The sequence below is a fragment of the Stenotrophomonas panacihumi genome, from assembly GCF_001431645.1.
GTDB lineage: Bacteria > Pseudomonadota > Gammaproteobacteria > Xanthomonadales > Xanthomonadaceae > Stenotrophomonas_A > Stenotrophomonas_A panacihumi.
The window spans coordinates 52,765-70,538 of sequence record NZ_LLXU01000066.1 but is presented as its reverse complement, the minus strand read 5'-3'; the positions used below and the strand labels follow the sequence as shown (position 1 = coordinate 70,538).

Below are 17,774 nucleotides of genomic sequence, written 5' to 3'. Positions count from 1 at the left end.
GCCCCCATGGATGGGTTTACGGCGTGTCCCGAAAGGGCCCCGCCCCCGCAGGCCGTGCACGGATCCATGCGAGCCGATCCACACCGCCAGCCCCCGAAAGAACCCCGTCAGTCGTCCTCGTCCTCACCGCTGCCCGGCAGCAGCGGCGCCCGCGTGCCATCGAGCAGCCCGCGACTCACCTCGCCGTTCTCGATCAGCAACATTTCCCCGGACTCCCCGCGCTTGATGCTGCTGTCGATGGCGATCACCCGCCCGTCGAAATAGCTGCCCACGTGCGCCATCGAGGTATGGCCGACGACGATCCGCGAAACGCCGAGCTGCGCGAGCACCGCCGTCACCGCTTCCGGCGTGGCGCGGCCGTCGAAGTAACCGCGATACCAGATCGGGCTGGTCTTGCCGTCATACAGCGGCGCGGTGCGTGGATCGGCTTTCACCTGCGCCTTCGGCGTACCGAGCGATTGCCGGTAGCGCGTGTTGGCCTCGTCGCGGTCGATGCCCTGGGCGAGGAATTCCGGCGAGATGCCACCGTGCAGGAACAGCGTGTCGCCCACCCGCGCGATCGCCGGTGCCTGCCGCAGCCATGCGCCGAGCACGCTGTCGGCGTCGTACAGCGCCGGATACGGCCGGCCGAGCAGCGTGGCGACCTGCGCGTACTTCGGGTTGAGGTAACGCAGGTCGTCGTACAGCTCCATCGTTTCGTGATTGCCGAGCACGAACAGCACGTCGCCACCGGCCGCGCGTGCCTGCCGCTGCAGCTGCTGCAACAGCCAGAACGCCTCGGTGACCTGCGGGCCGCGGTCGAACACATCGCCGTTCACCACCAGCAGGCCATCGCCCCAGGCCCAGCCATCCTGCGCGTCGATCAGCCCGTTGGCGTGCAGCAGCTGGCGCAGGATCCCGTACTGGCCATGGATGTCCGACAGCGCGGCCAGCTTCGCCGGCATCGGCCGCTCGGCGCGCACCGGCGGCGCGGGTGCGGCGTCGATCTCCAGCGCATGCGGGTAGCCGCAACGCGCCGGGACCGTCGCACGGCCGTGGCGGAAGGCGACATGCGCGCGCTGCACCTGGCCGTCGCACACCCACTCGGCGTCCAGCCCATTGCCCGCGCGGCGCAGGTAGGGGCCGTCATCCAGTGGGGCGGGCGGTGCCGCCGGTTCGTCGGCGAAGGCGAGGGGGGCAAGCAGCAGGGCGAACAGCGGAAGCAGGGAGCGCATGGCGGGCCGGACGGACAACACAAGCCCCCGATGATGCCCCGGTTCGCCGCGCGCTGCCGGTTCCATAGGTCATGCCCGTCGTGACGCCGGGCTACGCCGGGGCGCTGCTATGCTCGCGCCGATCGTCCACGAGGGAGCAGTGCGATGAAGCATGCAGCGATGGGTGTCGTCCTGGTTTTCGGCCTCGCCGCGTGCGCGCCGCCGAAGTCGATGCAGCCCGAAAGCCCCGGGCCGCAAGTGCGCAGCGATGGCGCCTGCCATGCCGATCGCGTGGCCTGGGCCGTCGGCCAGCCCTCCGACCAGCAGGTCATGGCGCGCGTGTGGAAGGAGAGCGGCGCCGGCCTGATCCGCCCGATCGCCCCGGGCCAGGCGGTCACGCGCGATTTCAAGCCGGACCGCATCAACGTTTACGTCGACGGCGGCAACGTCATCACCAAGCTCGATTGCGGCTGAGTACGGCATCCGCACGGGGCACGCGATGAAGGTCCTGCTCGTCCATGGCCTGTGGAACTCGCGCCACTGGCTCGCGCCCCTGGCGTGGCGGTTGCGTCGTGCCGGCTTCGAGGTCGAGCTGTTCGGCTATGCCAGCCTGTTCGGCGGCGCCGAGGCGGCCATGCCGCGGCTGGCCGAACGCATCGCCGCCAGCGGCGCGCAGGCATTGGTCGGCCACAGCCTCGGCGGCTTGATGGCGCTGGAAACCCTGCACCACTGGCCGGCGCCGGCGGTGACGCGGGTGGTCTGCCTGGGGTCGCCGCTGCTCGGCAGCGCGGCGGCCGGCGGGATGCGGCGTTTCGGCGCCGGCCTGGCGCTCGGCCGTTCGGCCGGCCTGTTGTGCCGTGGCGTGCCCGTTTGGGAGAACTGCCCGGCTGTGGGCGTGGTCGCCGGCACCGTGCCGCACGGCTTTGGCCGCTGGTTCGCCCCGCTGGAAGGGCCTTCCGACGGCACCGTGGCCCTGGCCGAGACGCGCTGGCCCGGCCTGGCCGACCACTGCGAGGTGGCCGCCAGCCACTCGGGCCTGCTGCTGTCGGCGGCGGTGGCCGCCCAGGTCGTGGCGTTCCTGCGGCAGGGCCGGTTCGTCCACTGACGGCGGCGCGGGCGGGGGATCGGTTAAAATCCGCGCCCTGTCATCAGCTCGCAGTGGAATACCCATGGGTAGAGGCCCTTCCATCGAAGCCCGCAAGAACGCGTCCGACGCGAAGCGTGGCAAGGTTTTCACCAAGATCATCCGCGAGATCGGCGTGGCCGCCCGCGCGGGCGGGGGTGACCCGAACAACAACCCGCGCCTGCGCGTGGCCATGGACAAGGGCCTCACCGCCAACATGTCCAAGGACGTCATCGAGCGCGCCATCAAGAAGGCCACTGGCGAGCTGGAAGGCGTCGAGTACGAGGAAATCCGCTACGAAGGCTACGCGCCGGGCGGCGTGGCGGTCATCGTGGACTGCCTCACCGACAACCGCGTGCGCACCGTGGCCGATGTCCGCCATGCCTTCAGCAAGTGCGGCGGCAACATGGGCACCGAAGGCTCGGTGGCCTTCATGTTCAAGCGCCTGGGCGTGCTGAGCTTCGCCGCCGGCAGCGACGAGGATCGCGTCACCGAGGCCGCCATCGAGGCCGGCGCGGACGACGTGGTGGTCTACCCGGAGGACGGCGCCATCGACGTGCTGACCGCCCCGGACGCCTTCAGCGCGGTCAAGGACGCCATCGGCGCCGCCGGCCTGGCGCCGGACCACGCCGAAATCACCTTCCGCGCCGAGAACGACATCGCCGTGGACGGCGACACCGCGCTGCAGGTACGCAAGCTGCTGGACATGCTCGAGGACCTGGACGATGTCCAGGACGTGTACTCGAACGTCGACCAGGCGTCGTTGGGCGCCTGACGGCGCCCGCCCATGGCCCGCATCCTCGGCATCGACCCAGGCTCGCAGCGCACCGGCGTCGGCATCATCGACGTGGATGCCACCGGGCGGACTGTGCATGTCCACCACCAGCCGTTGATGCTGCTGGGCGAAGGCGACTTCGCCGGGCGGTTGAAGCGGCTGCTGCTCGGGCTGGCCGCGATCATCGAGGAATACCGGCCCGACGAGGTGGCGATCGAGCAGGTGTTCATGTCGCGCAACCCCGATTCGGCGCTCAAGCTCGGCCAGGCGCGCGGCGCGGCGATCAGCGCCGTGGTGCTGCGCGACCTGCCGGTGCACGAGTACGCCGCCACCGAGATCAAGCTGGCGGTGGTCGGCAAGGGCGGGGCGGACAAGGTGCAGGTCCAGCACATGGTCGGCGTGATGCTCAACCTCAAGGGCAAGCTGCAGGCCGACGCGGCCGACGCGCTGGCCGTGGCGATCACCCATGCCCACGTGCGCGCCACCGCGCAGCGCCTGGGCGTGGGCACGCGCGTGGCCTGGGGCCGCAAGTGACCGCGGCGCGGTTCTCCTTACTTATGACTTCGCAGGCTTTCCCATGATCGGACGACTCCGCGGCCTCCTCGCCCACAAGCAGCCGCCCTGGCTGGTGATCGACGTCGGCGGCGTCGGCTACGAGCTGGAGGCGCCGATGAGCACCTTCTACGACCTGCCGGACGTGGGCCGCGACGTCATCCTGTTCACCCACTACGCGCAGAAGGAAGACAGCGTCTCGCTGTACGGCTTCCTGCGCGAGAGCGAGCGGCGCCTGTTCCGCGACCTGCAGCGCGTCAGCGGCGTCGGCGCGAAGATCGCCCTGGCGGTGCTTTCCGGCGTAAGCGTGGACGAGTTCGCCCGCCTCATCCAGACCGGCGACATCACCGCGCTGACCCGCATCCCCGGCATCGGCAAGAAGACCGCCGAGCGCATGGTGGTCGAGCTGAAGGACCGCGCGGCGGACTTCGGCGGCGGTGGCGCGCCGATCACCGGCGCGCTGGGCACCGACCCGGTGTCCGAAGCCACCGTGGCGTTGCAGCAGCTGGGCTACAAGCCGGCCGAAGCGGCGCGCATGGCGCGCGAGGCCGGCGCGGCGGGCGACGACGTCGCCACCGTGATCCGCAAGGCCCTGCAGGCCGCGCTGCGCTAAAGGCGCGGCGCGACCCCACTCACCTTTCACGCCTGCTGGCGATACCCTCGGCCCGACATGTCCCAGACTTCCACCCCCCACGCCGCCAGCGGCTCCCACGGCGGGCATGCGCCTTCGCCGGGCATGGCCCTGGTGCTGGGCGCCATCGGCGTCGTGTTCGGCGACATCGGCACCAGCCCGCTGTACACGCTGAAGGAGGCGTTCTCGCCGCACTACGGCCTGGAGGGCAACCACGACACCGTGCTGGGCGTGCTGTCGCTGGCGTTCTGGGCGCTGATGATCGTGGTGACGCTCAAGTACGTCACCATCATCATGCGCGCCGACAACGAGGGCGAGGGCGGCGTGATGGCGTTGATGGCGCTGGCGCAGCGCACCTTCCGCCAGGGATCGCGTTCGGCGTACTTCATCGGCATCCTGGGCATCTTCGGCGCCTCGCTGTTTTTCGGCGACGGCGTGATCACCCCGGCGATCACCGTGATGGGCGCCGTGGAGGGCCTGGAAATCGCCGCGCCCTCGCTGCATCCGTTCATCGTGCCGATCACCGTGGCGGTGCTGTGCTGCGTGTTCCTGGCCCAGCGCTTCGGCACCGAGAAGGTCGGCCGGGTGTTCGGCCCGATCATGACGGTGTGGTTCCTGGCGCTGGCGGCCATCGGCATCTGGAACATCTTCGATGCGCCGGAAGTGCTCAAGGCCTTCAACCCGTGGTGGGGCGTGCGCTTTTTCATGGAGCACGGCTGGCACGGCGTCTTCATCCTCGGCGCGGTGGTGCTGGCGGTGACCGGCGGCGAGGCGCTGTATGCCGACATGGGCCACTTCGGCGCGCGGCCGATCCGCCAGGCCTGGTACTTCTTCGTGCTGCCGTGCCTGCTGCTGAATTACCTCGGGCAGGGCGCGCTGGTGCTGGACCGCCCCGAATCGCTGAAGAACCCGTTCTTCGAGGCGGTGCCGGGCTGGGCGCTGTACCCGATGATCGTCCTGGCCACCATGGCCGCGGTGATCGCCTCCCAGGCGGTCATCACCGGCGCCTACTCGGTGGCGCGCCAGGCGATGCAGCTGGGCTACATCCCGCGCATGCTGGTCAAGCACACCTCGCGCGACACCATCGGCCAGATCTACGTGCCGGGCATCAACTGGCTGCTGGCCATCATGGTGATCGCGCTGGTGCTGGTGTTCCGCAGCTCGACCAACCTGGCCGTGGCCTACGGCATCTCGGTGTCGATGACGATGCTGATCGACACCCTGCTGCTGGCGCTGGTGGCGCGCGCGCTGTGGCCCACCCACCGCCGCTGGGTGCTGCCGCTGTGCGTGCTGTTCTTCGTGATCGAGCTGGCCTTCGTGGTCGCCAACGCGGTGAAGCTGCTGCAGGGCGCGTGGTTCCCGCTGGCGCTGGGCATCGTGGTGTTCACCCTGATGCGCACCTGGCGCCGTGGCCGCGCGCTGCTGCGCGAGGAGATCCGCAAGGACGGCATCCGCATCGACAGCTTCCTGCCCGGCCTGATGCTCGCCCCGCCGGCGCGCGTGCCGGGCACGGCGGTGTTCCTCACCGCCGACCCGATGGTGGTGCCGCATGCGCTGATGCACAACCTCAAGCACAACAAGGTGCTGCACGAGCGCAACGTGTTCCTCAACGTGGAGACGCTGCCGATCCCGTACGCGCCGAAGGACAAGCGGCTGAAGATCGAGTCCATCGGCGACGAGTTCTATCGCGTCTACGTGCGCTTCGGCTTCATGGAGACCCCGGACGTGCCGCTGGCGCTGATGCGCGCCTGCGACTACGGCGGCATCTACTTCGACCCGATGGACACCACCTTCTTCGCCAGCCGCGAGACCATCGTGGCCAGCGCCAACCGCGGCATGCCGATCTGGCGCGACAAGCTGTTCGCGCTCATGCATCGCAACGCCGCCCCGGCCACCGGCTTCTTCCGCATCCCGGGCAACCGGCTGGTGGAACTCGGCGCGCAGGTGGAGATCTGATCGCGCAGGGGCGGGAAATCACGCCGTCCGTCGCCGGCAAGGGCGCGGTCGGCGCGCCGAGCCGCTAAGATGGCCGACGATTCCCCGCACCCGGCCGCCGCATCCCCCATGGACCGCCTCATCGACAGCAGCGCCACCCGCGAGGACGACGCGGCCGATGCCAGCATCCGCCCCAAGCGCCTGGCCGATTACCTCGGCCAGCAGCCGGTGCGCGAACAGCTGGGCATCTACATCGAGGCGGCCAAGGCGCGCGGCGAGGCGCTGGACCACGTGCTGATCTTCGGGCCGCCCGGCCTGGGCAAGACCACGCTGAGCCATGTCATCGCCAACGAGCTGGGCGTGGCCCTGCGGGTGACCTCCGGCCCGGTGATCGAGAAGGCCGGCGACCTGGCCGCGCTGCTCACCAACCTGCAGCCGCACGACGTGCTGTTCGTGGACGAGATCCATCGCCTCTCGCCCGTGGTGGAGGAAGTGCTCTATCCGGCGATGGAGGATTTCCAGATCGACATCATGATCGGCGAGGGCCCGGCCGCGCGCTCGATCAAGATCGACCTGCCGCCGTTCACCCTGATCGGCGCCACCACCCGCGCCGGCCTGCTGACCGCGCCGTTGCGCGACCGCTTCGGCATCGTGCAGCGCCTGCAGTTCTACAGCCCCGAAGAGCTGACCCGGATCGTCATCCGTTCGGCGGCAATCCTCGGCATTGACTGCACCCCCGAGGGCGCCGGCGAGATCGCGCGGCGCTCGCGCGGCACCCCGCGCATCGCCAACCGCCTGCTGCGCCGCGTGCGCGACTACGCCCAGGTGCGCGCCAACGGCCGCATCGACGTGGAAGTGGCCGACGCGGCGATGAAGATGCTCAAGGTGGACCCGGAAGGCTTCGACGAGCTCGACCGCCGCCTGCTGCACACCCTGATCGATCATTTCGACGGCGGCCCGGTCGGCGTCGAATCCCTGGCCGCCTCGCTCTCCGAAGAGCGCGGCACGCTGGAGGACGTCATCGAGCCCTACCTGATCCAGCAGGGCTTTTTGGTGCGCACCGCGCGCGGCCGCATGGCCACCCACAAGGCGTACCGCCACCTGGGCCTGCAGCCGCGCCGCGACACCGCCGACGCCCCCGGCGAGAGTGGAGACCTGTTTTGAGCGATGCCAATGCCGTCGTGCCGCGATTCAGTTGGCCGACACGGGTTTACTGGGAAGATACCGACGCCGGTGGCGTGGTCTACCATGCGCGCTACGTCGCCTTCATGGAGCGGGCGCGCACGGAATGGATGCGTTCGCTGGGCTACGGGCAGGAAAGTACGCGGCAGGACCACGGGCTGGTGTTCGCGGTGCGGTCGATGCGGGTGGACTTCCTCAAGCCGGCGCGGCTGGACGATGCGCTGGAGGTGGAGGTCATCCTGCGCCAGTGCCGCAAGGCCAGCCTGGTGTTCGAGCAGCGCATCGTCCGGCAGGGCGTGCTGCTGATCGCCGCCGAGGTCAAGGTGGCGGCGCTGGAGGCGGCCACGTTCCGGCCCCGCGGCCTCGAGGACGCGCTGTACGCACGCTTGAAAGCCCTGGAAATCATAGAATCCGAACACTGAGGAACAACGGATGATCGCTTTGCTCCTGGCCCTGCAGGACGCCGTCGTCGAGACGCTGCCGCCGGACGTCACCCAAGCCGCCGCGCAGACCGTCGCGCACACGGGCAACATCAACTACCTGGAACTGATCGCGCGCGCGAGCATCCCGGTCAAGCTGATCGTCCTGCTGCTGCTGGTCGGCTCGTTCATCAGCTGGGTCATCATTTTCCGCAAGGCGCGCATCTACAAGAACGCCAACCGCGAGGCCGACGACTTCGAGAACCGCTTCTGGTCCGGCGCCGACCTCGGCAAGCTGTACGCCTCGGCCACCGACCGCAACCGCTCGGTCAACGGCCTGGAAGCGATCTTCGAAGCCGGCTACCGCGAGTTCAGCCGCCTGCGCGACCGTCGCCGCATGGACGCCCGCGGCCAGCTCGAGGGCGCCCAGCGCGCCATGCGCACCACGATGACGCGCGAGGTCGACCAGATCGAGCGCAACCTGGAGCTGCTGGCCAACATCGGTTCCACCGCGCCGTACGTCGGCCTGGTCGGCACCGTGTTCGGCATCATGGTGACCATGCACGACATGGTCTCCAGCGGCGAGCAGGCCGGCATCGCGGCCGTCGCGCCGGGCATCTCGGAGGCGCTGTTCGCCACCGCCATCGGCCTGTTCGTGGCGATCCCGGCGGTGTGGGCCTACAACCGCTTCACCACCCGCGTCGAGCGCCTGTCCGTGCGCTACGAAACCTTCGCCGACGAGTTCAGCTCGATCCTGCAGCGCCAGGCCGGCGCCGACGAATAAGCGCCGCCCGTCGCGCAGGAGCCCGAGGAGACGCACCGCATGTCCCGCCGCAAACGCCGCAAGCTCAAGTCCGAGATCAACGTTGTGCCGTATATCGACGTGATGCTCGTGCTGCTGATCATCTTCATGGTCACCGCGCCGCTGTTGACCCTGAGCATCGACGTCGACCTGCCGACCTCCCGCGCCAAGGCGCTGGAGAGCAAGCAGGACCCGATCGTCGTCACCGTGCATGGCGACGGCCAGCTCGGCCTGACGCTGCCTGATGGCAAGCAGCAGGCCGTGGATGCCGAAGCCCTGCGCACCCAGCTGGCCGCCATCGTCGCGCAGGACAAGAACACCCGCGTGGTGGTCGCCGCCGACAGCACCGTGCCGTACCAGCGCGTGATCGACGCGATGGACGCGCTCAAGCGCGCCCGCGTGGAGAAGGTCGGCCTGCTCACCGATTCGGGCGGCAATGCACGCTGACGCGCTGCCACCGCTGCCGCCCCGCGAGGAAGGTTGGGGCCGACCGGTCGTCCTGGCGGTGGTCATCCACCTGCTGGTGGCGCTGGTGTTCATTGGCGCCTGGCTGTGGTCGCCGCAGCGCCAGACCGAACCGGCCGCCGGCGACCCGAGCCTGGAAGCGAGCCTGGAAGTGAGTGCGTCCGAAGCGCGCGCCGCGCGCCAGGCCCTGCGCGAAACGCCCGTGCAGGCGCAGCCCGAGCCCACGCCGGTGCGCGAGGCGCCGGAAGACACCGTGCCGCCGCCGCAGCCGGTGCCCGAGCCGCGCCCGCAGGACGCGCCGACCCCGCAGCAGCAACAGGCGCAGGAGCGCGTGGCCGAACCGGACAAGGTGGACCAGGAGCGCGTCAGCGCCATGGCCATCGCCGAGGAGAAGGCCAAGCAGGAACAGGAAGAGAAGCGCCGCCAGGAGCAGATCGACCTGACCGAGCGCCAGCGCCAGGAAGAGGCCGAGCAGAAGCAGCGCCTGGCCAAGCAGCAGCAGGAAGAGGCCGACAAGAAGAAGGCCGCCGAAGCCGCGCAGGCGCAGGCCGAGCGCGAGCAGAAGCTGGCCGACATCCGCAAGCAGCGCGAGCAGGCCCAGCGTGATGCGCAGCTGGCCGAGCAGAAGCTGCGCCAGCTGGCCGACGCCCGCGCCAAGGCCGCCGCGGCCAACAGTTCGGCCGCGCCGCAGACCACGGCCGGGCAGGGAGGCACCAACACCGACCTCACCGCGCAGTACGCTGCCGCGATCCAGCAGGCGGTGCTATCGCAGTGGGTGCGGCCGGATTCGGTGCCGTTGGGGCAGAAGTGCACCATCAACATCCGCCAGCTGCCCGGTGGGCAGGTGGTCGAGGCCCAGGTCTCGGCCGGATGCCCGTTCGACGAGGCCGGCAAGCGCTCGGTGGAGGCCGCCGTGATGCGCGCCCAGCCGTTGCCCTATCGCGGTTTCGAGTCCGTCTTCCAGCGCAACCTGACCTTCAACTTCACCGCGCAGGATCGTTGAGGCGCGTCCCGCGGCGAGCTGCGTCCGCCCCCCATGGGGCGAGCCGTCGCACCCCGCCGGACGCCGATCGGCGATGGCATTTCACGCCGTCTTTGTTCACGATTGCGAAAATGTTCACCTCGCGCTTGCTATCCCTTGTTCACTTTTTCTTTCGAGCCACCGAGCGATCCATGAAGAATCCGCGCTGGTTAGCCCTTTTCGCCGCCCTCCTGCTGCCGTTCGCCGCCATGGCGCAGCAGCGGGGCCTGGAAATCGACATCGTCGGCGGCAACGCCTCGGCCACCCCGATCACCGTGGTGCCCATGCCGTACCAGGGCTCGGCCGGCACGCCGAACACCGATGTCTCGGCCGTGGTCGCCGCCGACCTGGACCGCTCGGGCCAGTTCCGCAGCCTGCCGCTCGCGCAGATCATCGAGAAGCCGACCCGCGGCAGCGAGATCCAGTTCCCGACCTGGAAGGCGCTCAAGCAGAACTACATCGTCGTCGGCCGCGTCATGGATGCCGGCGAAGGCGCCTACCGCGTGGAGTACGAGCTGTTCGACGTGGCCAAGGGCGAGCGCCTGCTCGGCCTGGCGATGACCGCGCGCAGCAACGCCATGCGCGACGTCGCCCACCAGATGGCCGATGCCATCTACGAGAAGATCACCGGCGTGCGCGGCGCGTTCTGGACCCGCATCGCCTACATCACCGCCAGCGGCAGCGGCGGCAACATGCGTTACGCGCTGATGGTGGCCGACTCGGACGGCTACAACCCGCAGACCATCGTGCGTTCGGCCGAGCCGCTGCTCTCGCCGGACTGGAGCCCGGACGGCCGCAAGCTGGCCTACGTGAGCTTCGAGCGCGGCAACTCCTCGATCTACGTGCAGGACATCGCCACCGGCGGCCGTGAGCTGGTCGCCAGCTTCCGCGGCATCAACAGCGCCCCGTCGTTCTCGCCGGACGGCCGCAAGCTGGCCATGGCGCTGTCGCGCAGCGGCAACCCGGAAATCTACGTCATGGACCTGGGCAGCAAGCAGCTGACCCAGTTGACCAACCACTTCGGCATCGATACCGAGCCGACCTGGAGCGCGGACGGCAACACCATCTACTTCACCTCCGACCGTGGCGGCCGCCCGCAGATCTACCAGGTCGCGGCCAGCGGCGGCAGCGCCAGCCGGGTGAGCTTCCAGGGCAACTACAACGCCAAGGCCAGCGTCTCCTACGACGGCAAGAAGATCGCCGTCGCCCAGGGCGCGGGCAACTCCTACAAGATCGCGGTGATGGACCGCAGCCTCGGCTCGCCGAGCTGGAACACGGTTTCCATGGGCAATCTCGACGAATCGCCGAGCTTCGCGCCCAACGCCAGCATGATCCTCTATGCCGCCCGCGAGGGGGGGCGCGGCGTGCTGTACGCCGTTTCGACCGATGGCCGGGTGCGCCAGCGGTTGGTCCTGGCTGACGGCGACGTGAGGGAACCCTCTTGGGGCCCCTACCGGACCGCGCGTTAATGTTAATATTTCGCTTGCGTTAAACACCCCTCATTGGCTTAGGAGCCACCAAAAGGTATCGCCATGAACAAGTCCACCCGCGTCCTGCTTGTTTCGCTGCTGTCTGTTGCCGCCCTGGCCGGCTGTTCGAAGAAGGTCAAGGAGCAGCCGCAGGCTCCTGTTGACACCGGCACCGCCGTCCCGGCCCAGCCGTCGACCTCCGGCCTGTACGGCCCGGGCGACCTGGATACCGACGCTTGCCTGCGTCAGCGCGTCGTCTACTTCGACTTCGACCAGGACACCGTGAAGCCGGAGTTCCAGGCCATCATGGCGTGCCACGCCAAGTACCTGCGTGACCGTCCGTCGGCCCGCATCACCCTGGAAGGCAACACCGACGAGCGTGGCTCGCGCGCCTACAACCAGGCCCTGGGTGAGCGTCGTGGCAACGGCGTGTCCTCGGCCCTCCAGGCCAACGGTGGCTCGGGCAGCCAGCTGACCGTCGTCAGCTACGGCGAAGAGCGTCCGGTCTGCACCGACTCGAACGAGGCCTGCTGGTCGCAGAACCGTCGCGTCGAGATCGTGTACACCGCGAAGTAAGCAGTCATGTTGCTCCGGGTAATCACTACCCTGGCCGTCGCGGCGACCCTCGTGGTCGCCGCGCCGGTGCATGCGCAGCGGGCCAGCCTCGCCGACCGCGTGGCCGTGCTCGAATCGCAGGCCAACAACAGCCAGGCCAATACCGACCTGCTCAACCAGCTGCAGGAACTGCGCTCCACCGTGCAGAACCTCCAGTCCACCGTCGAGCAGCTTCAGCACGAGAACGAACAGCTCAAGCAGACCAGCAAGGACCAGTACCTGGACCTGGATGGCCGCTTGAACCGGCTGGAAGGAACCGGAGGCGCCGTGCCCCCGTTGCCGCCGGCCAACACCCCGGCTCCCGCGCCGACGGGCAAGCCCGCCGCCGCCAAGCCGGCTCCCGCCGCCGCCGTGCAGGAACGCGCGCCGTCGGTGCATGGCGATCCGGGCGCGCTTGCCGCCAGTGGCGACGAGCGCACTTCCTACAACGTCGCCTTCGATGCATTGAAGAACGGCAAGTACGACGATTCCGCGCAGCTGTTCCAGAGCTTCCTGGAGCTGTACCCGAACGGCGTCTATACCCCGAACGCGCTGTACTGGCTGGGCGAAAGCTACTACGCCACCCGCAATTTCCAGATGGCCGAGGCGCAGTTCCGCGACCTGCTGGCCCGTTACCCGACCCACGACAAGGCCGCCGGTGGCCTGCTCAAGCTGGGCCTGTCCCAGTACGGCGAAGGCGATGCCCGCGCCGCCGAGCAGACCCTGCAGGACGTCGTGAGCCGATATCCCGGTACCGATGCCGCCCGCGTGGCGCAGGACCGGCTGCATTCGATCCAGATCGGCCAGGCCCTGCGCTGATCCCCCTCGCGTTCTCCTTTGCCGGGCGGGCGCATAATTCCCCGCCATGAACGCCGCCGTCCCCAGCGAGATCATCCAGTCGCCCCTGCCGCGATTGAAGATCACCGAAATTTTCCTGTCCCTGCAGGGCGAAGCCGACACCGCCGGCTGGCCGACCGTGTTCGTGCGCCTGACCGGCTGCCCGCTGCGCTGCCAGTACTGCGATACGGCCTACGCCTTCCATGGCGGCGAATGGTGGGACATCGACGACATCGTCAAGCACGTGCTCGACCAGGGCGTGCGCCACGTCTGCGTGACCGGTGGCGAGCCGCTGGCGCAGAAGCGCTGCCTGGTGCTGCTGCGCCGCCTGTGCGACGCCGGGCTCGACGTCTCGCTGGAAACCTCCGGTGCGCTGGATGTGGCCGAGGTCGATCCGCGGGTGTCGCGCGTGGTGGACATCAAGACCCCCGGCTCGGCCGAGGAACACCGCAACCGCTGGGAAAACCTGCCGCTGCTCACCGCGCGCGACCAGATCAAGTTCGTGCTGTGCAGCCGCGCCGATTACGAATGGGCGCGCGAGATCGTGCGCGAGCGCGGCCTGGACCGCGTGTGCACCGTGTGGTTCTCACCGAGCAAGAGCGAAGTCACGCCGCGCGAGCTGGCCGACTGGATCGTCGCCGACCGCCTGCCAGTGCGCTTCCAGATGCAGCTGCACAAGCTGCTGTGGAACGACGAGCCGGGCCGTTGACCCGCGCGGCCCGCGCCGCGCTGGCGTAGGCTTGTCCCACCCCCTTCGAAGCCGTTTCCCATGAAGAAAGCCGTCGTCCTCCTTTCCGGTGGCATGGACTCCGCCGCCGTCATCGCCATCGCCCAGGAGCAGGGCTTCGCCGTGCATGCGCTGAGCGTGCGCTACGGCCAGCGCCATACTTCCGAACTGGCCGCCGCCGCGCGCGTGGCCGAAGCGCTGGGCGTGGTCGCGCACAAGGTGGTGGACGTGGACCTGCGCAGCATCGGCGGCTCAGCCCTGACGGATGACGCCATCGACGTGCCGGAAGCGGGCGGGGAGGGCATTCCCTCGACTTACGTGCCGGCGCGCAACACCATCATGCTGTCGCTGGCCCTGGGCTGGGCGGAAGTGCTGGGCGCGAACGACATCTTCTGCGGCGTCAACGCGGTGGACTATTCCGGCTACCCGGATTGCCGCCCGGAGTTCATCGCCGCGTTCCAGGCGCTGGCCAACCTCGCCACGAAGGCGGGCGTGGAAGGCGCGGGCCTGCGCGTGCATGCGCCGCTGCAGTTCCTGAGCAAGGCGGACATCGTGCGCGAGGGCGTGCGCCTGGGCGTGGATTTCGGCCTGACCGTGTCGTGCTACCAGGCCGACGCGGACGGCCGCGCATGCGGGCATTGCGATGCCTGCCGCCTGCGCGCGGCGGGCTTCGCCGACGCCGGCGTGTCCGACCCGACCCGGTATGCCTGAACTGCAGGACTTCGCCCCCGGCCCCCGCTGGGGTAGAATGCACGCCCCGGTGCAAGGCCGGGCGCGCAAGGGCCGTTAGCTCAGTCGGTAGAGCAGAAGACTTTTAATCTTTTGGTCGAAGGTTCGAATCCTTCACGGCCCACCATTTTTTTGCAGTCACTTGCATCTAGTTCGAGTTGGGCAAAAGGCTGCCCACTTCTTGGATCTTGCTATTGAGCAAGGCGGCATCGCCGGTAGTGACAATATAGTCCCGCACGAACGACTCGAAATCCGGGCTGGAGCAGCCACCGGTGTTGAGACACACCGAATTCATGATCGGCGAGCCAGCTCCGCAGTCCAGTCCGCGCTGGCAGGCGACGATGCTCCATGCGTAGCCGGTCAAGGTGTCACCCGCGACGCTGGAATACCTGCCCGCGCCGTCACCGGAGGGATTCCCCTCAACCAATTGCCCCATCTCGAACATGGCGGTGGGGTCGTTGCTGGCCACGACCTGGTCCATGAATTTCCGCAGTTCGTCGCCTTGCGGGCGTTTGCCAGGTCGCATGAAGACTTGGGCCTGGGCGGCGAGGTCTCCCTGCTTTGCAGCCTGCTGAAGCCACAGGTCGTGCGCTTCGAGCGGAATGATCGCCCCGTTATCGACTGATGCGCACTCATCCGCGGTCACCCGGGCAACGCGCTTCATCCCCTCCGCATTTGCGGGCGATTTGGACAGCGCCGTTATTGCATCGATGCTCTGCAAGAATCTCCTCGGATTGATATTGACCGGGATGCACCGTCCGTACATTTCGGCCAGCTCCCGCTGGGCGACAGCACTCCCCGCTTCGGCACGAGCTTTCGTCGTCAGAAACTTCTGTAGCGACTCGTTCGAGACCTTTGTCGGCGATGAGGTTCCGTGGCTGTCCGCAGCGCCCATATTCTTGTCGAACGGGATGGGGCTCATCGAGGCCGCTTCCGCTCTCGGGGATGCCCCGATCGAATCGATGTCCGATCTCCAATGCATGCAGCCATATGCGCATGCGATCAGCACTGCGCACGCCGAGGTGGCCAGCAGATGTTGCGCTTCATGTTGTCCCCTTGTCACAGATCCTTGTGCGCGACAGCAGTGTTCAATGCCTTGAAGTCGCCTGAGGAAGCGTCGTTGCACCATGTCGGCTGCTCACGAACTGCACACCAAACGGAACCTGGCCTGACGACGATTCGGCTTGGATTGGGAGCATACAGCAACGCATTCATACGCTCGGCCCCGAACTCGCTGATGGAGCCAGCTATGCATGAGTTTCCCGATTTGACGCTGGAAGAAATCGCAGTATTCGAAGCCAGTACGCCTGGTCGCGCGGCGCGGCAGTTCCTTGCGCAGCGCGATCCGACGGTTGCATGGGTGGTGCTTAGTTTCCTGGGCGACGCAACGAAGGTCGCGGCGGCCCGCTATACCGATGCCGCCGGCAATGTCAGGGTGCTGAACTTCGAGCAGCGCGGCATTGCATGGCTCATCTTTGAGGAAAATCCGGCGGCGTAAGCGCCGCCGGATCTCAGTGGGAGTCTAGAAAAGCTGTTGGTCGCAACGAATGAACCGTCGCGCGGAACTCCTTGCAAAGCTCGTGACGTTTGATGAACCATCTGCATCTGCATCTGCGTCGTTGATCGCAGAGGTTGGGCGAATGGGCTGGCAACCTGGAGGGACGAGAAGATGTTGGGTTTTCTCCGGAAAATGAGGAGCTGCTCAATGAAGTCCTCTTCTTCCTGGCTACGCCGTCGATCAACCACGGAATCGACAGGGAGAGCATTGGGGAGCTTATGCGGCACTTGCAGAGGGGGCGATGAGCCGAAAGTGAGTGGTGCGCCAGCTTGTCGAGAAATGTCCACTTCTTTTCGTCGGCAATCGTGTTGAAGGGCTTTCATATCGAGATGAGCATGGTGCTTCGGTTCCCGATTCTCCTCGGCGCAGCGCTATTGAGCGGCTGCGCGTTTCTCGTCCACGGTCCCGATCGCGCACCCACGAAGTCCGAAATCATCGGCACCTATGACATGGGGCATGCGGGCTTCGAGGAGTCGCTTGAGTTGCACGAGGATGGCTCCTACATCAACACGCTATACGGGCACCTCGGCCAGGATTCCGTGGCCTTTCACGGCATCTGGCGAATCGAGGGGGCTCAGCTGTACTTCGAGCCCGTGCCTGAAGGGCAGGCGCCGGCGATTCCCGTGCAGGCCGAGGCGTTCTTCTACCGTCACAAACCTGCGTTCGTGCGCACCACTGACCTCGAGCGCGGCAAGGCGGGCGAGTGGTTCATCTACCAACGTCGGGACGAATCCCGGTGACGTCGAAACGGAGATAGCGCCGTGTTCTCGAAATGGAAGACGCGGCTGCGAAATTGGCAATCCGCAGCGCGTGAGTGGCGAGCTGCGTGGGCAGGCCAGGATGCAGTGGGTGATGATGGCCTGACGCCATTCCAGCGCTCCGCCGTGGCGGCGCTATCCGCGGTTGTAGCCGACATTGCGTTTTCGCGATGCGGGAACAGGGAAACCTACCTGCGATGCGACCTGCCCGGGATCGCCACATTCCTGTTCGTTTACGAAGACGGAGTGGAAGTGCACGGCGCACATCCGTGGACGGCAGAATGCCAGGACTACAGAACGCCCGCAGAACTCATCGACCGGATGCTCGTGGCCGTGCGGGCCAACGGGGTGGATATGTCGATTACCTGACCTGTCGGCCCAGCCCTGTTCCGAGGGCCTTGGTTGCTTTACCCTCTGCCCAATCCCAGGGGGGGATCAAAATGAAGTATCTGGTAAAGCCCGTGCTTGTGCTCTCGGCCATCGGGCTGCTGTTGAGCGTCTTGGCTCATATCACGGCATTGCTCGGGATCGACCTGCACTTGGGCGATTCGGTTTTCGTGCTTCATGGCGGCGTCTTCCTGGTCTGGCTGCCGACCGTGCTGCTGGCGTCGAAGATGGGGCGTGGCGGGCGAATCTCCGGGTGGAGCCCGGGCGGACGGGGGTTCTGGAAGCAGGCGCTGTCGGGCTGCCCAGCCTGGATGCGCTATACGGCGTTCGGACTGTTTGGCTACGCCATGCTGAATTTCTTCCTCGTCGCAAGGGGCGTCGCAGACGGTGCGAACGATGCGTCGATGGACCCGGCGGTGATTCGCGGGTTCTCAGGTCATTGGATGGTCTTCTACTACTTCGCCTTTGCGATCACGTACTCCGTGTTCAAGAAGCCGGAACTGCTGGGGCCGGCGGTATGCAGCCTCGGCCACAAAAACTGGCCCGGGGACAAGTTCTGTCCGGAATGCGGCAATCCAATTGTTGTCAGGGCGCGCAAATGATCGCGGCTCGGCATA

General features: G+C 67.6%; 22 protein-coding genes and 1 tRNA gene. 21 read left to right on the top strand and 2 right to left on the bottom strand.

Annotated elements, in window-relative coordinates:
- Positions 1–107: 107 nt before the first annotated feature.
- Positions 108–1,235: a metallophosphoesterase gene (locus ARC20_RS07115; RefSeq protein WP_108143476.1), complete on the bottom strand. Its 1,128-nt coding sequence runs from the start codon at positions 1,233–1,235 to the stop codon at positions 108–110.
- A gap of 123 nt (positions 1,236–1,358) precedes the next feature.
- On the opposite strand from ARC20_RS07115, the gene ARC20_RS07110 reads away from it, so the two are divergent.
- The 17 genes from ARC20_RS07110 (at position 1,359) to ARC20_RS07030 (ending at position 14,581) form a co-directional block, all read left to right on the top strand.
- Positions 1,359–1,667, top strand: coding sequence for an I78 family peptidase inhibitor (locus tag ARC20_RS07110; RefSeq protein ID WP_237642525.1), 309 nt, complete (start codon positions 1,359–1,361; stop codon positions 1,665–1,667).
- 25 nt (positions 1,668–1,692) lie between these two features.
- Complete coding sequence (locus ARC20_RS07105; protein ID WP_057646080.1) at positions 1,693–2,298, top strand: esterase/lipase family protein; 606 nt, start codon at positions 1,693–1,695, stop codon at positions 2,296–2,298.
- Positions 2,299–2,362: 64 nt separating this feature from the next.
- Positions 2,363–3,091 (top strand): YebC/PmpR family DNA-binding transcriptional regulator, encoded by a 729-nt coding sequence (locus ARC20_RS07100; protein WP_057646079.1) that lies wholly within the window; start codon positions 2,363–2,365, stop codon positions 3,089–3,091.
- Between the two features lie 12 nt (positions 3,092–3,103).
- Positions 3,104–3,625 (top strand): crossover junction endodeoxyribonuclease RuvC, encoded by a 522-nt coding sequence (ruvC, locus tag ARC20_RS07095; protein WP_057646078.1) that lies wholly within the window; start codon positions 3,104–3,106, stop codon positions 3,623–3,625.
- 43 nt (positions 3,626–3,668) lie between these two features.
- Positions 3,669–4,256 carry a Holliday junction branch migration protein RuvA gene (gene ruvA, locus ARC20_RS07090; protein ID WP_057646077.1) on the top strand — a complete coding sequence of 196 codons (588 nt, stop codon included), beginning with the start codon at positions 3,669–3,671 and terminating at the stop codon, positions 4,254–4,256.
- A 57-nt stretch (positions 4,257–4,313) separates the two neighbouring features.
- Positions 4,314–6,230: a potassium transporter Kup gene (locus ARC20_RS07085; protein ID WP_057646076.1), complete on the top strand. Its 1,917-nt coding sequence runs from the start codon at positions 4,314–4,316 to the stop codon at positions 6,228–6,230.
- A gap of 108 nt (positions 6,231–6,338) precedes the next feature.
- Positions 6,339–7,373 (top strand): Holliday junction branch migration DNA helicase RuvB, encoded by a 1,035-nt coding sequence (gene ruvB / locus ARC20_RS07080; protein WP_057646075.1) that lies wholly within the window; start codon positions 6,339–6,341, stop codon positions 7,371–7,373.
- Positions 7,370–7,813, top strand: coding sequence for a tol-pal system-associated acyl-CoA thioesterase (gene ybgC / locus ARC20_RS07075; protein ID WP_057646074.1), 444 nt, complete (start codon positions 7,370–7,372; stop codon positions 7,811–7,813). Before ruvB ends, ybgC begins: the two co-directional genes overlap by 4 nt.
- Before the next feature lie 10 nt (positions 7,814–7,823).
- A complete protein-coding gene (tolQ, locus tag ARC20_RS07070) occupies positions 7,824–8,594 on the top strand; it encodes a protein TolQ (protein ID WP_057646073.1) in 771 nt (256 codons plus the stop codon).
- Positions 8,595–8,633: 39 nt separating this feature from the next.
- Positions 8,634–9,059 (top strand): protein TolR, encoded by a 426-nt coding sequence (tolR, locus tag ARC20_RS07065; protein ID WP_057646072.1) that lies wholly within the window; start codon positions 8,634–8,636, stop codon positions 9,057–9,059.
- Positions 9,049–10,080, top strand: a complete 1,032-nt coding sequence (gene tolA, locus ARC20_RS07060; protein ID WP_057646071.1) for a cell envelope integrity protein TolA — start codon at positions 9,049–9,051, stop codon at positions 10,078–10,080. Before tolR ends, tolA begins: the two co-directional genes overlap by 11 nt.
- 170 nt (positions 10,081–10,250) lie before the next feature.
- The gene (gene tolB / locus ARC20_RS07055; RefSeq protein WP_057646070.1) at positions 10,251–11,567 is read left to right on the top strand and encodes a Tol-Pal system beta propeller repeat protein TolB; all 1,317 of its coding nucleotides are present in this window, start codon (positions 10,251–10,253) and stop codon (positions 11,565–11,567) included.
- 63 nt (positions 11,568–11,630) lie between these two features.
- On the top strand, positions 11,631–12,143 hold the full coding sequence (gene pal, locus ARC20_RS07050; RefSeq protein WP_057646069.1) for a peptidoglycan-associated lipoprotein Pal: 513 nt from the start codon (positions 11,631–11,633) through the stop codon (positions 12,141–12,143).
- A gap of 6 nt (positions 12,144–12,149) precedes the next feature.
- The gene (gene ybgF / locus ARC20_RS07045; RefSeq protein WP_057646068.1) at positions 12,150–12,980 is read left to right on the top strand and encodes a tol-pal system protein YbgF; all 831 of its coding nucleotides are present in this window, start codon (positions 12,150–12,152) and stop codon (positions 12,978–12,980) included.
- A 46-nt stretch (positions 12,981–13,026) separates the two neighbouring features.
- The gene (queE, locus tag ARC20_RS07040; RefSeq protein ID WP_057646067.1) at positions 13,027–13,707 is read left to right on the top strand and encodes a 7-carboxy-7-deazaguanine synthase QueE; all 681 of its coding nucleotides are present in this window, start codon (positions 13,027–13,029) and stop codon (positions 13,705–13,707) included.
- Between the two features lie 60 nt (positions 13,708–13,767).
- Entirely contained in the window at positions 13,768–14,436 is a 669-nt protein-coding gene (queC, locus tag ARC20_RS07035) for a 7-cyano-7-deazaguanine synthase QueC (RefSeq protein WP_057646066.1), read from the top strand.
- A 69-nt stretch (positions 14,437–14,505) separates the two neighbouring features.
- A tRNA-Lys gene (locus tag ARC20_RS07030) sits at positions 14,506–14,581 on the top strand.
- A gap of 21 nt (positions 14,582–14,602) precedes the next feature.
- Here ARC20_RS07030 and ARC20_RS07025 read toward each other — a convergent pair.
- A complete protein-coding gene (locus tag ARC20_RS07025) occupies positions 14,603–15,376 on the bottom strand; it encodes a hypothetical protein (protein WP_057646065.1) in 774 nt (257 codons plus the stop codon).
- A 327-nt stretch (positions 15,377–15,703) separates the two neighbouring features.
- Between ARC20_RS07025 and ARC20_RS07020 the strand changes: the two genes are divergently transcribed.
- The 4 genes from ARC20_RS07020 to ARC20_RS07005 all read left to right on the top strand — a co-directional run bounded on the left by ARC20_RS07020 (position 15,704) and on the right by ARC20_RS07005 (position 17,759).
- Positions 15,704–15,952 carry a hypothetical protein gene (locus tag ARC20_RS07020; protein ID WP_057646064.1) on the top strand — a complete coding sequence of 83 codons (249 nt, stop codon included), beginning with the start codon at positions 15,704–15,706 and terminating at the stop codon, positions 15,950–15,952.
- Between the two features lie 389 nt (positions 15,953–16,341).
- Positions 16,342–16,752 (top strand): hypothetical protein, encoded by a 411-nt coding sequence (locus ARC20_RS07015; protein ID WP_146165847.1) that lies wholly within the window; start codon positions 16,342–16,344, stop codon positions 16,750–16,752.
- A 21-nt stretch (positions 16,753–16,773) separates the two neighbouring features.
- Positions 16,774–17,139 (top strand): hypothetical protein, encoded by a 366-nt coding sequence (locus tag ARC20_RS07010; RefSeq protein WP_146165846.1) that lies wholly within the window; start codon positions 16,774–16,776, stop codon positions 17,137–17,139.
- Positions 17,140–17,210: 71 nt separating this feature from the next.
- Positions 17,211–17,759 carry a hypothetical protein gene (locus ARC20_RS07005; RefSeq protein ID WP_057646061.1) on the top strand — a complete coding sequence of 183 codons (549 nt, stop codon included), beginning with the start codon at positions 17,211–17,213 and terminating at the stop codon, positions 17,757–17,759.
- The last annotated feature ends 15 nt before the right edge of the window (positions 17,760–17,774 follow it).